Source organism: Gryllotalpicola reticulitermitis, assembly GCF_042651345.1.
Taxonomy (GTDB): Bacteria; Actinomycetota; Actinomycetes; order Actinomycetales; family Microbacteriaceae; genus Gryllotalpicola; species Gryllotalpicola reticulitermitis.
The window spans coordinates 18,483-32,838 of the sequence record NZ_JBHSCN010000019.1 but is presented as its reverse complement, the minus strand read 5'-3'; the positions used below and the strand labels follow the sequence as shown (position 1 = coordinate 32,838).

The window sequence follows — 14,356 nt, the reverse complement described above, 5'->3', positions numbered from 1 at the left end:
CGATCGCAGCAGGTATGCAGTGCATTGTCTCGGAACCATCAGAGATGTGGCGCGTCTTCGAACGGGTCGCTGACCGCCTCAGCTGAGACGAACGTAAGCCGGTCGGTCAACGCATGGGGTCGATGACCGATCGCCGGTCGCGAGATTTCGGGAGCTGGAGATGCCCGTAAGACCCGCCCGATGAAATGCCCGATGATGGAGCGTCAACTGCAACACTGTCATGTGTGCTGATTGGATACGCCCGCGTCTCGACTATCGAGCAAGACCTCACCGCCCAGCGCGACGCGCTCACAGCCCTCGGCGTGGACGCGAAGCACATCCATGTCGACCACGGACTCACCGGGACTAACCGTGCCCGCCCAGGCCTGCGCGAAGCCCTGGCCGCCGTGCGCGACGGCGACACTCTCGTGGTCACCAAGCTCGACAGACTTGCCCGGTCGTTGCCTGATGCGCGCGATATCGCCGAAGAACTAACGAACAAAGGCGTCGCCCTCAGTCTCGGCGGCAGCATCTACGACTCGAACGACCCTGTGGGTCGGCTGCTGTTCAACGTGCTCGGCATGGTGGCCGAGTTCGAGGCAGACCTGATCCGGATGCGCACGCGCGAGGGCATGGCCGTCGCAAGAGCCAAGGGGCGACTGAAGGGGAAGAAGCCGAAGCTCACTGCGGTTCAGCGCAAGCTCCTGCTCAAGATGCACGCTGCGGGCGAGCACTCGCAGGGCGAGCTGGCCGAAGTGTTCAGTGTCTCCCGAGCAACGATCTACCGCGAACTCCAACGCGGCAGCGCCGCGTAGCGCTCTATCCGGTCTACTCGTCTGCGTCGCCAGGCCGGAAGGTCCGGCCGATCGACCGGGCGACGTCGGCCTGCAAATCCATCGCCTGCTGCGGCCGGTCGATGATCCCGAGGATGATCGCCGCCGGCAGCTGGTACGCCTCCGACCCGTAGGCCGGCGAGCCGCGCTCTGCGAGCGCCGCGACGTACTCGCGCACCTGGCCGAGCTGCCAGCGCAACTGCACCAGCTCGTCGACGTCTCCGAGCGGCGCCGGCCGCCGCGCTTCCTCGCTCATGACCGGAAGTGTACGAGTCCCCCAGCTCGAGCAGTTGACACCTAGGTGTCAATGCCTCGAGAACCCGCCGCGGCGGCCGACGCAGCTCCACCGGTCGCCGTGCGTTGCGCGCCGGTCTACGGTGGCCGTGTGTGCGGCAGATTCAGCATGAACGACCAGGTGAACGCCTCGATCGCCGAGTGGGTGCGCGAGGGCTATCGGATGGAGGACTGGCGGCCTGATCGGCTGTGGGAGCCGTCGTGGAACATCAAGCCGACGCAGGCCGTCCCGCTGCTGTTCGAGTCCGCCAAAGGCGGCAAGGACGTGGCCCCGTGGTTCGAGCCGGCGCACTGGTCTCTCGTGCCGAGCTGGAGCAAGACGCTGAAGCTCAAGTACCCGACGTTCAACGCGCGCGCGGAGGGCATCACCGAGAAGGCGACATGGAAAGGCCCGGTGAAGTCGCACCGGGCGATCGTGCTCGCCAATGGCTACTACGAGTGGCAGACCGCCGCGGACGGCAAGACCAAGACCCCGTACTTCATCCACCACCCCGAGGCATCCGTGATCGGCTTCGCCGGCCTCTACTCGTGGTGGCCCGACCCCGCCAAGGCCGAGGACGACGAGGACCGGTGGACGCTCACCGCCACGATCCTCACGTCCGACGCCGTGCAGACCCTCGCAGACATCCACGACCGCAACCCCGTGATCCTCCCGGCCGACATGTGGCGGCACTGGATCAGCGCCACCGTGACCGGAGACCAGCAGCTCGTCGACGACGCCGTGCTCGCCGGGATCGAGCAGGCCTCCGAGCTGGTCTTCGACCAGGTGGCCCCGCTGCGCGGAGACGGCCCGCAGCTCGTCGAGCCGATCGGCCGACACCCACGCTCGAGCAGCTGACACCTACGTGTCAACGTAGGCCGGCGGCCGACCCGCGCGGCGACAGCGCGCCCCGGTAGACGATCGCGCGGAACACGTTCGCCCCGTGCAGCATCCCCTCCACCCGCACCGCGGTGCCATTCCACTCCAGCAGCTGCACCACGTAGTCGCCGTCCCCAGTCGGGAACCGCAGCCACGCCAGCGCCCGCACCGGGCCCTGCGGCGATCGCATCGGGTCCTCAAGCATCCGGGCTTCCTCGGCAGACAGCGACCGCGGCTGCGGCCGGATCAGGGTCCACAGGAGCGCGGCATCCATCTTCTTGCCCGTCCGGTCCGCCTGCCCCACAAGCGGAGCCTGCCAGCGACCTCCGACACGCCGACGTGCCAGACGCTCGATTTAAATATAAAGCGGGTCTAGCCTGACGCCATGACCGCAACGCGCCGACCACGCGGCTCCAAGGAGAAGCCGAAGGTATACGGCTTCACGATCGAGACGAAGGCCAGTGAGGAACTGAGCGTTATTGCCGACCGCATGGACGTCTCCCGGTCATACCTCATCCAGCTTCTCATCGAGCATGTCGAGCTGGATAGCGCGGGCCTCCCGACCTGGTGGACGCCCGAGACGCAGACCACAGAACTTGACGGGATAGGGGGCACGACCCACAGCGCCGCTTAACGCATGAGCGCCGGTCCTAGGACCGGCGCTCGAAGCATGTTTCCGAACCTCCCGACTTTGGCGAGTGCAGAGGTTCGGATTTCCAAACAAAAGCCCAGTGGAGCTGGGAGGCTCCGCTGTTCCCTGAAGGGACGGCACCATCGTAACGCCTAACCCTGACTTTAAACACATGGTTATCGCCGTTTCGCGCGGCGATTCTCCGGCGACGACCCTGCACGCGCCCCGCTCGCGGGCGATCGCGGCTCGGCCGAGCAACCGTGCCCAGGAGGGGCCTTCGGCCCTCTACGGGGCGCAGAAGGCCGCTCGTCGAGGCGGCTTGATTCTGCGGCCGGCACTGGAGACGTATTCGAGGGTTCCGGCGTGCGACCCGGAGGCGTGGCTGGTTGCGCTGGAGGCGGCTCTGGCGCAGCCGGCGGTCGAGCGGCTACGCCGCTCTCGGCGCATGTCCTCGCGTGAGCTGATCCTGGCGTGCGCGCGTGAGCTGGCGGCAGCGGCCGACTTCAGGACCGGCCGGAACGTGGCCGTGAGCCGGGCCACGATCGCGGAGGCGATCAAGTGCGCGCCGGGCACGGTGAAGGAGATCCTTCAGTTCCTCACCCGCATCGGCTTCCAGCTGGTCGTCTGCCGGGGCGCTAACCGGCTGACGCTGGAGCAGCTGACGGAGGCCCGCGAGCTGGGCGGTACAGCGCAGCGTGCGGTGGCGTCGACCAGGTTCCTCACGATCCCGAGGTGGGCTCGCCAGCTGCTGCGCGTAGCGCCGGCTGTGGATGCCGCCCCCCTACCCTCTCGAGAGAAAGTTAAACAGCAGGTGGCTGTTAAAGAGTTCCCACCAACGCGCGCAGCGCGCGCGGAGGCCGCTTCGCGGCCGCAGCTACGAAGGATGAAAGGCCGGTCTGTCCGACGGGCAAGGTCGCCTCGACCTATGGGGCTTCAACAGCTGGCAGCGCAGCTCGCCTCCCGAATGCCGTGGCTTGCCCGAGGAGTCCACATCGGTGCTCTGTGCGATGCGCTCGCTCGGGCCGGCATCCGTCCCGAGGCGTGGACGGCAGCTGCGCTGCTCGACCTGGTAAATCAGCACTTGCGTTCTCAGAACGTCACCGTTGCCGAGCCGGAAACGCAGCGCGACCCAGTGGCGTACTTCGCATGGATGCTCCGAGCGGCCGTCGACGTCGACGCGGAAACGCCCGTGGAGAGGCAGCGCCGGCAAGCCATCGAGGCCGCCGAGCGGCGCCGCCAGGAGGCCGCTTCGCGCATCGAGCTGGAACGCCGGGCCGTTCCTATGGACCGGGCCGAGTTCGAGCGCCTGACGGCGCTCCACGCCGCGCAGCGCCGCACTTTCGACCCCGGAGACCCCTCGTGAGGCCTTTCGTTTACCCCTTCACCGGCGGCGAAGGGGTAAACGAAAGGGTTGTCCTGCTCTGCCCTGTGCCCCCGGCTTGCGCTGCTTCCGAACCTCCCGCTCCCTGCGAACAAGTTCTTGTGAGAGGGAGGTTCGGAAGTAAAGGGGCACAGGGCAGAGCAGGGCAACAAAGGAGAGACAGAGAGAGAAGAGAAGAGCAAAACCAAAAACCAAACCCAGGAAACGGAACAAGCGGAGCTTGTGCCGCTGTTCATCTAGGGGCGCAGTTGAGTGGAGAGAAGGTAGCGAGGGCACGTGACCTAGACGGGGGTGTACGAGTAGCCTGGCTATGTGGGTGAGCGGGTGGAGCGTGTTGCTGGAGCTGCGCACGAAGACAGTTAGCCTGACTTCATTTGGGGGGCGTTCATGGCGTGGGTGACGGATCGCGACCAGGCGATGATGCAGTGGTTCGACACCGTGCGGCTGACGAACATGGAGGGCCTGCGCTGGGCGCTGGCCGGCATGAACGGGGCCAGCTCGCCGGTGAGTCTGCGAGCTGCGCAGATGTGGTGCGCCCGGATGGAGGGCCTGGGGCTCATCGACCGGCAGCGGGTCGCCGGCGCGGGCGGGTCGCTCGTGTGGGCGACGCACGCGGCGATCGGCAGGCCGGCCCCGCAGCTGCTGAGCCAGACCGCCCGGCACGAGGTCGCCGTGTCGGTCGTGTCCGCGCACTACCTCGCGGCCGGCTACGAGTGGCACCGCGACGTGTTCTTCGACGAGGCCGGCGAGGCGAAGACCGGGAGGCCGCGGGCGAGCGAGGACCACCCGGCGGACGGCGTTGCCGTCCAGGGCTCGACCAGGCACCTGGTCGAGGTGGAGCTGACGAGCAAGCGCACTACCAGGTACATGACGATCTTCCGCAAGCTGCGCCGCCGGTTCGAGCGCAGCGAGATGACGCGGGTGGCGTACTTCACCACGCGCGAGGTCGCGACGACCGTGCTCAACAATCTGGAGCAGTTCGGCCAGACGGGCGAGGCCGGAAACCGGGCTGTTCGCCAGCGCATCGCCGTCGAACCCGTTTTCGGTCGTCGCGGGCTGTGGGAGACAAGCGAGCAGCCCCGCTGGCTACGCCGTCTGGAGGCCGCGCCGGCCCCGGAGCCGGCCGTGTCGATGCCCGCGCAGCTCGACGGGATCGGGGGCGTGGCATGAGCAGCCAGCAGAGCTACTACGACCAGCAGCAGTACCCGCCGCAGTCCGGCAGCGACGCCACCACCGAGATTGTCGGCGGCCTGCTGAAGGTGGCCCTGCTGCTGGTCGTCTTCCTCATCGCGTTGCCGCTGCTGGTGCCGCTGATCGTGTGGACGTTCTCCGGCGGGATCGCGGCGACGAAGCTGCGCTACTGGACCACGCCCCGCTGGTGGTGGGTCGTGGTCACGGTCGGCATCCTGATGGTCGTCGGCGTGCTCGCCGGCGAGGTCGCCGGGCTCAGCCGGTGGATCACGGCCGGGCAGGCGGCGGCGTTCTTCCACCGCACGCCGGGCACCTGGGCCGGGCAGCTGTGGCCGACCTTCTGGCCGGCCGTCGTCGGGAACCTGCTGCTCGGGGTCGCGCTGGCCCCGGCCGCGTTCTCCCTCAAGCGCCGGCGTATCGCGGCCGCGGCCGCGCAGCGGCACCTGCCGGACGTGATGACGCAAGAGCGCGTGGAGCGCGCCCGCCGGCATGCACCCGACTATGTGAGCGCCCGACAGCTCGGCGTGCGCGTGGACACGCGCACCGGGCAGATCATCGGCGCGAGCCGCAGCGCCCGCACTGCTCCCCGGCCGGTGGCCGGCGGCCATGCCTTCGGGCTGGTCACCCGGCCGCTAATCCGCACGCTGAGCGAGCGGTTCTACGACTTCCGCCGCGTGCGCGACTGGATCGACCGGCGCGGCCGGTGGATGCTCTTCCCGAAGCTCGCGGCGCTGCGCGCGCTGCTGCTCGCGGAGTCCGGAACCGGCAAGACGACGCTGCTGGAGAGCCTGATCTTCTGCGCGCTGGAGCAGGGCATCCCCGTGGTCATGATCGACGCCAAGGGCGACCCGAAGGACGCCCGCGAGGTCGTCGAGCGCACCTGGCAGGCCGGGCGCACTGCCGTGTATGACATGCCGTTCAACCTGTTTGTCGGCACGGCCGCGGAAATCCGCGGCAAGATCGTCCGCCTGGTGGGTGAGAACACCGGCGAGGGGCGCGTGTACACGCGCGACCTGATCGGCGTCCTCGACGCCGTGCAGGGCAAGACGCCGCTCAAGTCGATCGCGGACCTGCGCGACCGGATACGGAACCCCGGCCCGCACGTGCGCGACGACTACGACCTCCAGCTGGTCGAGCACGAATTCGGCAAGAGCGGCGAGACCCGCGGCACCCGCGTATTGGATGACGTCATGTCCGCGCTGCGGCCGATCGAGCCGCTGGTGAGCGAGAACGGCTGGAGCTACGACAGCCTGCCCGCGGACCTCACCATCGTGCCGCTGCGGCCGGGCAGCGACCCGGCCCACGCGGCGCTGGGCGACATGATGCTCTACGACCTGCGCCGCTTCATGGGAACCCGGATGCAGCACGGCACCACCGGGACGCCGCTGCTCGTGATCGTCGACGAGTTCGCGCAGCTCGTCACCGCCGACAGCGACCCCGGCGACACCGCCGCGAGCCTGTTCGAGACGGCCCGCTCCGCGGGCCTCGGCCTCGTGCTCGCGGCTCAGTCCGTGGCCGGCCTGTCCAACGACCCCGCACGCCGGCAGCGCGCACTGTCCTCCGGCGCGGCGCTGCTGATCGGCCGCACGAAGGACCCTGACGAGGTGGTCGGCTACGCCGGCACCATCATGCGTCAGGAGGCCTCCGGCGGCGCCTACGGCGAAGAGCTGCGCAGCGCCCGCGCGCAGCACAGCTACGCGCTGGACCCCAACGACGTCCGCGAATCGTGGGACGGCGCCTTCTGGATCGTCCAGGCCGGCGGCATGGCCCAGTTCCGCGTCATGCCGCCGGCAACCCGGCTCTCTCAGACCGGCGGGCCGACGTCGACGACGGCGCAGCCGGCGTCCGTCGACGCCGCCCCGGCCGGCCCGAGCACGCTTGCCTCCTACGCGTCAACGCCGGCGCCGATCGCGGAACAGGCCGCGCCGTCCGCTCTCCCGCTAGCTCGCTCGGCCGAGCCGGCCGCCGCGATCGTCGGCCTGGTCATCGACCTCACCGAAGGCGAGGCCGGCCACTGGCAGGCCGTGGCCTGGCCGGCCACCCGAACCGAAGTGCTCGACGACGAGCAGAACCCCGAGAGCGCGCAATTCACCACCGACGCCCGCGAACCGGCCGTGCCGGCCGGCCGCTGGAGCGATGAATGGACCCCCGGACGCTTCCACGTCTGGGGCGGCGACCAGCACCAGCTGCCCGTCGAATGGGTCGACACCCTCGACCAGCTGCTGGAGCGCGCGAAAGCCCGCTACCAGCTGTAACCGCATGCGCCACCGCGCCCACAATCCGGACAACCCCACGGGCCTGCCCTGAGTGGGGACGGACTGACGCAGCGCCCCGACCACCTGTGCACAGCCCAGCTACCGCCAGGCCGGCCTGCACCCAGGTGGACGGCCCGCACTCCCCCGCCGGCCCCTGCCGGCCAGCTGCGCGCCCGGCCTGGCACACCGGCACAGACGGCCGCGCGACGCGCGAGGTCGAGAGGCCCAGATCAAACCCTGGCTGATGACGACAGGGGGGAATCGCCGCGACAGGAAAGGGCGCGAGCTGCTCACGTGGCCAGGAGCGCAGCCCGGCAGGAAGCCAGAGCGCAGCGCCGGACAGCTGGCAGGACTCCCGCGGCCGCAGATGGGAGCAGGTGACACGGGCCGGAGAATCGCCCCCGGCGAGAACGGCGCTCCGCGCCTCCGATTCGTGGTCTACCGAGTAACAAAACCCTTGAACTATCATTTGATCAAATGATAGAATGAGGACATGAACAAGGGAAGCATCACCGCCGGACTGGTCGAAGCGATCGAGAACACCTGGAAGGCGATCCAGGCGCAGCAGCCGGACGTGCCCGAGGTCATCGTGACCATCGGCGCGGGCAGCAAGGCGATGGGCCTCGTGCTCGGGCACTTCGCCGCGAATCGCTGGGTGACCGGCGAGGACGAGGCACAGCGCAGCATCCACGAGCTGTTCGTCTCCGGCGAGGGCCTGCAACGCGGCGCGGCCGACGTGCTCGGCACCCTGCTGCACGAGGCGGCCCACGCGGCGGCCGAGGCGCGCGGCGTCAAGGACACCAGCCGCCAGGGCCGCTACCACAACGCGAAATTCAAGGCGATCGGCGAGCAGTTCGGGCTGAGCCTCACCCACGACAAGACCCTGGGCTGGTCGACCACGAGCGTTCCCGCCGAGACGGCCGAGAGCTACGCCGACCAGGTGCACGAGCTGGAGGGCGCGATGATCGCCTACCGACGCGCCGAGGGCCTGGCCGGGCTCATCGGGATCCTCGGCGGCACCGGCGGCGAAGACGGAGGCGAAGGAGACGGCGAGGACAAGCCCAAGAAGCCGAAGAACGGCTACAGCGCCGAATGCCAGTGCGGCCGCAAGATCCGGGTGAGCGTGAGCACCTACGAAGCCGGCCCCATCCTGTGCGGCCTGTGCCACTCCCCCTTCACCTCCCCCGACGCGGAGGACGACGAGGAAAACTAGCCTCAATCACTTGCACATCCATTTGATCAAATGATAGAATGAAGACATGAACAAGGAGACGGGCATGAACGAGAACACCACCGGCGCAATCCTCAGCGGGGGCGTCGTCATCGCCCAGGTCGAGCACCACGACCTCGTTAGCGGCTACCCCGAGCCTCCGGCCGACCCGATGGACGAGCTGGGCTGCGACAGCTGCCAGTGATTCATTTACCCACAAATGATCAAATGAGGGAATGAGAAAATGAGCGAGATGTGGCAGAGCGAGACGGCCGAGGCGCTGGCGATCCTCGGGAACATTCAGACCGCGCACGACGTGGGCCCACGGCTGACCTGCTCCGAGGTCGAGGCCCTGGCCGTCATCCTGCGGGCGCTGGGCGCCCCCGAGGCGGCCGCGCGGTGGCTCGACGGGCACGCCGTCGACGACGAGGTGGACGAGCTGCACTATGAGCGCGGCCAGCAGCTCATCACCGGGAGCTGACCAGGCGCGCACGAAGGGGGCGGCAGCGCCGCCCCCTTCGCCTGTCCCCCGGCTACTGACAGCAGGAGCTGTCGGCGCCGTCGACCAGCTCGGCCGGGTCCACCGGCACGAGGTAGCCGCCGACCTGCTGCACGTCATCATCTGGCCCAAACATCGCTCACACTCTCCGTTCTTCGATGCCCCGATCGAGGCATCCGCCTTGATCGGACCCTTGCCCGCGTGTACGCAGCGGCGCGGCCTCCGGGGGTTCCCGGTGAGCAGCCCGGCCGTTCCGGGCGCGGCGCAGCGCGACGCGGCAGGGTTGCCTGGGCCGAAGGAATCGCGCGCGATTCCGAGTCGGCGGGGTTCATCGCAGGCAGTGACGCGAAGTGCAACGCCCCATGCGAGAACCGGGGCCGGCCTCGAGAACTTGACACCTGGGTGTCAGTGCGCGAGCTTCAAAAGATCGTTAGATAATTTGATCAAATGAGTAGACATCTTGCCGATTATGTGCCACAATATTATTATGAATTTCGACGGATACGAATGGACAATCAGTGCCGACAAGCACGGGATCGCCCACGAGGACGCCGTCAATACAATCGTCAACCCGCGCCTCTTCGTACCGAACTTCGACAGGTCGCGCATTCCCGGCAAAGGATGGGCGCATCTGTGGATCGGGCGGACGGTGGACGGCACCGTGAACCTGGAGGTCATGGGGCACTTCGAGTACGTGACGAAGACTGTCGAGGTCTTCCATGTCATGCCGTTGCGGGAGAAGACGTACAACCGAGCGATCAAGACTCTGAAAGAGAGGACGACCAAGCGATGAGCACCAGGGCGAAGAGCCAGATGAGCGCCGCCGACGAGGCCGCATTCGCGGCCTGGTCCGAGCGCATCGAGGCCGAGGACTACGAGCCGGACGAAGCCGGCGAGGCTTACGAGGGCTCCGCGGCCGCGGAGGCGAGTCGCGCCATGCTCGCGGAGCTGATGGGGGAGAGCGCCGTCAAGAAGACGATCGCCACCGTTGGCCGGCCGTCGCTCGACGGGCATTCCGGCGCGGGCGAGTCGCCTGTGCGGCGCTTCCGACTCGGGCGCGAGCTGGACGCCGCGCTCACCGCGCGCGAGCGCGTCGAGAACCGCAAGGCCAGCGCAATCATCCGCGAGGCCGTGGCGGAGTATCTGCACAAGGCATCCTGAGCACCCCTGTACGGGCGTCTCGCGCAATGTCAGCGGCGGGGGAGAGGATCACGCACATGAGCGACGCAGCGAGCCAGGAGGGCGGCACTGCGCGCTACCGCTCCGTGTGCTACCTGCACATGGAGCAGCAGTTCCCCGTGCGCGCCGACAGGCTCGACGCCAGCGAGGACACCGCCAGCCACATCAACACGCCGGGCGGTCACCACGTCGACATCCTCGACGTCGACCTGGAGCCGACCGAGGTCGCCGGCTTCCCGGCGGCCGGTTTCGCGCGCAACGAGCTGCCGAAGCTGATCCACAAGGCGCTGCGCGCTATGGCGCAGCTGCCCTACGACCCGGCCGAACACCACACCGAGGACGAAGACGATGAGTGAGCGCGAGCAGCACGAGGCGGCGCTGATCGCGGCCGGCATCAGCCTCGACGACCTCGAACTCGTCGCTCAGCACCGGGCAGCCGACAAGCGCACCGAGCTGGTAGCGAAGATCGCGCAGCTGCGAGACGCAGCGAATTGGGCGGCCGACGCCCGGCCGGGGGAGTGGATTCCCGGCACCGCGCCGGGTGACCGGCATGAGAAGACCACCCAGGCCGATATCGACGGAGCCCAGCGCGTCCTGGGCGCGCTCCAGGCCCGTTACGCCGTCGAGACGGCGCACATCGACCTCGACAGGATCCGCGACTACACCCGCCGGGCATGGGCCAGGCGGCTGAGCGAAGGCGATCGGGAGACGGTGCAGATGACCATCGACCGCGCGCGCCGCTGGGATGCTGCGGGCCGCCACGCTACTGCGCCCGCTCTCTGACCGGCTCGAGCCGTTGGCGCCTACGTGTCAACGGCTTCTCTTTCACCTACAAATGTTCATTTGGTAAGTAGCTCATTTGATCAAAGGAAGGTATGATCGAATTATGAGGATCGTCCCCGTGGTGAACCAGAAAGGCGGCGTCGGCAAGTCCAACGTCGTGATGAACCTGGCCGCGATCATGGCCGGCCACTCGCGCACGCTGGTGCTGGATATCGACCACTTGCAGCAGACCGCGACCGCGTGGGCCGAGACGGCCGAAGCGGGGGAGAAGCCCCTGCCGTTCGACTTCGATGCCGTCGACGACCCGCACGTGCTCACGCAGATGCGCCAGCTCGACCAGTACGACCTGATCCTGGTGGACACGCCCGGCAGCCTCGCGGACAGCGAGGTGCCGCGGCTCGCGGCGGTGCTCGACAACGCCGACTTCGTGGTCATGCCGATCGAGCCGCAGCCCGGCAGCGTGCGGCCGCTGCTGAACACGATCAACACGCTGGTCGCGCCGCGGGGCCTGCCGTACCGGGTGCTGCTCTCGCGGGTCCACCGCGACGACGCGGGGCAGAAGCGCCGCGATGACGCGATCGCGATGCTCGACGACATGGAGCTGCCGCGCTTCAACAGCACCGTGCGCGAGTACACCGTGCACTCCGACGCGCTGCTGACCGGCGACGTCGTGACGAGCTACCCGGCCAGCCGGGGAGCGACGAACGCGCTCGACGACTTCAAGTCGCTGGCGCTGGAGCTGATGAGCCTGTGGGCGAACGAGAAGGGGAAGTGACATGGCACGCGCAAGCATGAAAGACCTGGTGGGCAAGGCCGCACCGCTGGAGACCCCGGCTGCTGCCGCGACCGCGGCGGCCGCAGCGCCGGCCGAGCCCGCACCGCTGCCGGCGGACAGCAAGCGACCAGCCAGCCAAGCCGGCGCGAAGCACCCGCCACGCATCAGCATCGAAATCGACGCGGACCTGCGCCGCCGGTTCAAGAACTGGGCCAACGACAACGGCACGACCATCAGCGCCGAGCTGCTGCGCCACATCGAGAGCCTGGTGGGCTAAGCGCCCATGAGCACGGCAGCGCAGTGGGCGCTGATCCTCGTGCTGGCGGCATGCGCGCTCCTGGCCGCGCTGATCGTGCGGCCGCTGCGCCGCCGCTACCCGCGCGGCCCGAGCGCGTTCCTGCGCGCCGTGGGCGTCGTCGGGGTGACGATCGTCCTGGTCGCCGGGGCTGCCGCGCTGCTCGTGCAGCTGCTCGTGCAGCTCGTGCAGCCGCACGTCGGCCAGACCGCGGCCGAGCTGATCGCCGCCGTGCCGCCGCTGGCCGCCTCAGCCGTCATCCTGGCGTGGCGGGTCCGCCGCAGGCGCGCCCTGCGCCGCGCACCCTCATTCCATCACTAGATCATTCGCTCAATTACTCATATGCACATAGCTTCATTTGATCATCGGGGGAACTGTGAGCAGGAGAAGACGCCGCAGCCGCGCGGGGGCATGGGTGCTGGTGGTGGTGGCGATCCTCGCCGCGGCCGGTGCGTACTTCGCCCGGACCGGGCAGGCCGGCAGCGCCGGCACCGATGCGCAGGCGAGCCCTGCCGCCTCTCCGCAGGCGGCGCCGGCCTCCGCGGGCAGCTGGCAGCTGGTGCAGGAGCCGAGCGCCGGCATGGCCGGCATCCGGCAGCTCATCACCGGCGCGAAGCGCTCCATCGACATGACGATGTACGAGCTGCAAGACACGCAGACGGTCGACGAGCTGACCGCCGCCGCGCAGCGCGGCGTGACGGTGCGCGTGATCCTCGACGCGGCCTACAGCGGCAAGAGCGCCAACGCGGACGCCTACACCCAGCTGGAGCACGGGGGAGTGGCCGTCAAGTGGGGGCCGGCCTCGACGATCGTGCACCAGAAGACGATCACCGTCGACGCCGGCCAGGCCGGCGCGGCTTCCGCGATCGGCACCGCGAACCTCCAGCAGCAGTACTACGCGAGCACCCTCGACGCCTGGGTGATCGACCGCGACCAGGCGCAGGTAGACGCGATCGAGGCCACCTTCGCCAGCGACTGGGCGGCCATGCCCGGCCAGCTCGGCCAGGCGCAGAACGCCGCGGGCCTGTTGTGGTCGCCAGGCGCGCAGAGCGCCCTGGCATCCGTGATCGCCTCCGCGAAGACCCGCGTGCAGTTCTCCAGCGAAGAACTCAGCGACGAAGCCGTGATCCAGGCACTGGAAGGCCGCGCGAAGGCCGGCGTGGCCTGCCAGGTGCTCATGACCCAGCAAAGCGAGTACGCGGCCGCCATGCGGCAGCTGGAGGCCGCCGGATGCAGCGTGCACGCCTACCCGGACTCCAGCAGCGCCCTGTACGTGCACGAGAAGCAGGTCATCGTCGACAACGACGAGCTGCTGATCGGATCGCAAAACGCGAGCGTCGCGAGCCTCAGCTACGACCGCGAGATGTCCGTGCTCGTCACCAGCCAGAGCGCCCCGGCCGTCGTCTCCGAAGCCGAAAGCGCCTACACGAGCGCGTTCAACGGCGCACCGACCGCCCAGTAGCCCGCACGGCCTACTACATCGTTCATCCGCTCAATTGCTCAAATAATCATTTGTTCACTGAAGCCGCTGCGCTCACGCGCCCATCCGCGAAGCAGCCCATCGTCGGCAAAGAGAACCGGCACGGTTCTCGCGGCAGCCGCTTTGACGCCTAGGTGTCAACGACTCGAGCCGACTTCAGGACGCGAAGGCGCGCACCAGCTCGCCTAAGTCCGCGGCGATCGCGCCGCGCACGACGCAGAACACCGTATTGGGTCGCTTGCGCAGGCCCGAGCCCGGAGCGTCCGGCGTGATGTAGCCGGCCTTCTCCAGGGCGTCGAGCGCCTGCCGGCACCCGGCGGGGGAGACGTCGAGGGCGGCCACGAGCTGCGGGAAGGTCTGCGGCTGCCGCAGCAGGCGCAGCAGCACGAGCAGGCGTGAGTCGGCGCTGATCGCGTCTTTGAAGCGGCCCACGGCCTCGGGAACCACGTCGCTCTGCTCAGTCACCGTCACCGCTCCATTCTGGCGCGAGCACGAGGTGCTCGGGGAGATAGCCATGCCGCCAACCCCGCAAATGGGGGATAGAAGCGAACGAGACATAAAACCTGTCTTAAGTGGCATTGACGTGTTGTCTTGTCCCCCTTAATGCGGACATGACCCGGTATCGCCTGCGATCAGCAGTATTTCGTTGCAATGTCACCCGTTCAGGGCATGCTGGGGGTAGCCTACTTGTGCACGTAGACGATCGTGCGGA

At 68.4% G+C, this 14,356-nt stretch carries 20 protein-coding genes; 17 read left to right on the top strand and 3 right to left on the bottom strand.

Annotated features, from left to right (window positions below):
- Positions 1-185: 185 nt before the first annotated feature.
- The gene (locus ACFOYW_RS17090; RefSeq protein ID WP_449267386.1) at positions 186-794 is read left to right on the top strand and encodes a recombinase family protein; all 609 of its coding nucleotides are present in this window, start codon (positions 186-188) and stop codon (positions 792-794) included.
- Between the two features lie 13 nt (positions 795-807).
- On the opposite strand, the gene ACFOYW_RS17085 is transcribed toward ACFOYW_RS17090, so the two are convergent.
- Complete coding sequence (locus tag ACFOYW_RS17085; RefSeq protein ID WP_390231787.1) at positions 808-1,068, bottom strand: hypothetical protein; 261 nt, start codon at positions 1,066-1,068, stop codon at positions 808-810.
- 99 nt (positions 1,069-1,167) lie between these two features.
- On the opposite strand from ACFOYW_RS17085, the gene ACFOYW_RS17080 reads away from it, so the two are divergent.
- Complete coding sequence (locus ACFOYW_RS17080; protein ID WP_390231793.1) at positions 1,168-1,944, top strand: SOS response-associated peptidase; 777 nt, start codon at positions 1,168-1,170, stop codon at positions 1,942-1,944.
- Positions 1,945-1,954: 10 nt separating this feature from the next.
- On the opposite strand, the gene ACFOYW_RS17075 is transcribed toward ACFOYW_RS17080, so the two are convergent.
- The gene (locus tag ACFOYW_RS17075; protein ID WP_390231784.1) at positions 1,955-2,269 is read right to left on the bottom strand and encodes a hypothetical protein; all 315 of its coding nucleotides are present in this window, start codon (positions 2,267-2,269) and stop codon (positions 1,955-1,957) included.
- 81 nt (positions 2,270-2,350) lie between these two features.
- Between ACFOYW_RS17075 and ACFOYW_RS17070 the strand changes: the two genes are divergently transcribed.
- The 15 genes from ACFOYW_RS17070 (at position 2,351) to ACFOYW_RS17000 (ending at position 13,626) form a co-directional block, all read left to right on the top strand.
- Positions 2,351-2,599, top strand: coding sequence for a hypothetical protein (locus tag ACFOYW_RS17070; RefSeq protein ID WP_390231781.1), 249 nt, complete (start codon positions 2,351-2,353; stop codon positions 2,597-2,599).
- A gap of 169 nt (positions 2,600-2,768) precedes the next feature.
- A complete protein-coding gene (locus tag ACFOYW_RS17065; RefSeq protein WP_390231779.1) occupies positions 2,769-3,959 on the top strand; it encodes a hypothetical protein in 1,191 nt (396 codons plus the stop codon).
- Positions 3,960-4,364: 405 nt separating this feature from the next.
- Positions 4,365-5,147: a hypothetical protein gene (locus ACFOYW_RS17060; protein ID WP_390231776.1), complete on the top strand. Its 783-nt coding sequence runs from the start codon at positions 4,365-4,367 to the stop codon at positions 5,145-5,147.
- Positions 5,144-7,423, top strand: a complete 2,280-nt coding sequence (locus ACFOYW_RS17055; protein ID WP_390231774.1) for a hypothetical protein — start codon at positions 5,144-5,146, stop codon at positions 7,421-7,423. The genes ACFOYW_RS17060 and ACFOYW_RS17055 overlap by 4 nt, the downstream gene beginning before the upstream one ends.
- A gap of 493 nt (positions 7,424-7,916) precedes the next feature.
- Positions 7,917-8,636 (top strand): hypothetical protein, encoded by a 720-nt coding sequence (locus tag ACFOYW_RS17050; RefSeq protein ID WP_390231772.1) that lies wholly within the window; start codon positions 7,917-7,919, stop codon positions 8,634-8,636.
- A gap of 46 nt (positions 8,637-8,682) precedes the next feature.
- Positions 8,683-8,838 (top strand): hypothetical protein, encoded by a 156-nt coding sequence (locus ACFOYW_RS17045; protein ID WP_390231769.1) that lies wholly within the window; start codon positions 8,683-8,685, stop codon positions 8,836-8,838.
- Positions 8,839-8,877: 39 nt separating this feature from the next.
- Positions 8,878-9,114 (top strand): hypothetical protein, encoded by a 237-nt coding sequence (locus ACFOYW_RS17040; RefSeq protein WP_390231766.1) that lies wholly within the window; start codon positions 8,878-8,880, stop codon positions 9,112-9,114.
- A 505-nt stretch (positions 9,115-9,619) separates the two neighbouring features.
- Complete coding sequence (locus ACFOYW_RS17035; protein WP_390231763.1) at positions 9,620-9,925, top strand: hypothetical protein; 306 nt, start codon at positions 9,620-9,622, stop codon at positions 9,923-9,925.
- Entirely contained in the window at positions 9,922-10,293 is a 372-nt protein-coding gene (locus tag ACFOYW_RS17030) for a hypothetical protein (protein ID WP_390231761.1), read from the top strand. The genes ACFOYW_RS17035 and ACFOYW_RS17030 overlap by 4 nt, the downstream gene beginning before the upstream one ends.
- Before the next feature lie 56 nt (positions 10,294-10,349).
- The gene (locus ACFOYW_RS17025; protein ID WP_390231758.1) at positions 10,350-10,667 is read left to right on the top strand and encodes a hypothetical protein; all 318 of its coding nucleotides are present in this window, start codon (positions 10,350-10,352) and stop codon (positions 10,665-10,667) included.
- Positions 10,660-11,094 (top strand): hypothetical protein, encoded by a 435-nt coding sequence (locus ACFOYW_RS17020; protein WP_390231756.1) that lies wholly within the window; start codon positions 10,660-10,662, stop codon positions 11,092-11,094. Before ACFOYW_RS17025 ends, ACFOYW_RS17020 begins: the two co-directional genes overlap by 8 nt.
- Before the next feature lie 103 nt (positions 11,095-11,197).
- On the top strand, positions 11,198-11,869 hold the full coding sequence (locus ACFOYW_RS17015; protein WP_390231753.1) for a ParA family protein: 672 nt from the start codon (positions 11,198-11,200) through the stop codon (positions 11,867-11,869).
- Position 11,870: 1 nt separating this feature from the next.
- Entirely contained in the window at positions 11,871-12,146 is a 276-nt protein-coding gene (locus tag ACFOYW_RS17010; protein WP_390231750.1) for a hypothetical protein, read from the top strand.
- A gap of 6 nt (positions 12,147-12,152) precedes the next feature.
- The gene (locus ACFOYW_RS17005; RefSeq protein ID WP_390231747.1) at positions 12,153-12,485 is read left to right on the top strand and encodes a hypothetical protein; all 333 of its coding nucleotides are present in this window, start codon (positions 12,153-12,155) and stop codon (positions 12,483-12,485) included.
- A 55-nt stretch (positions 12,486-12,540) separates the two neighbouring features.
- Positions 12,541-13,626 carry a phospholipase D-like domain-containing protein gene (locus ACFOYW_RS17000; protein ID WP_390231744.1) on the top strand — a complete coding sequence of 362 codons (1,086 nt, stop codon included), beginning with the start codon at positions 12,541-12,543 and terminating at the stop codon, positions 13,624-13,626.
- Between the two features lie 174 nt (positions 13,627-13,800).
- On the opposite strand, the gene ACFOYW_RS16995 is transcribed toward ACFOYW_RS17000, so the two are convergent.
- Positions 13,801-14,115 carry an ArsR family transcriptional regulator gene (locus ACFOYW_RS16995; protein ID WP_390231741.1) on the bottom strand — a complete coding sequence of 105 codons (315 nt, stop codon included), beginning with the start codon at positions 14,113-14,115 and terminating at the stop codon, positions 13,801-13,803.
- Positions 14,116-14,356: the final 241 nt, after the last annotated feature.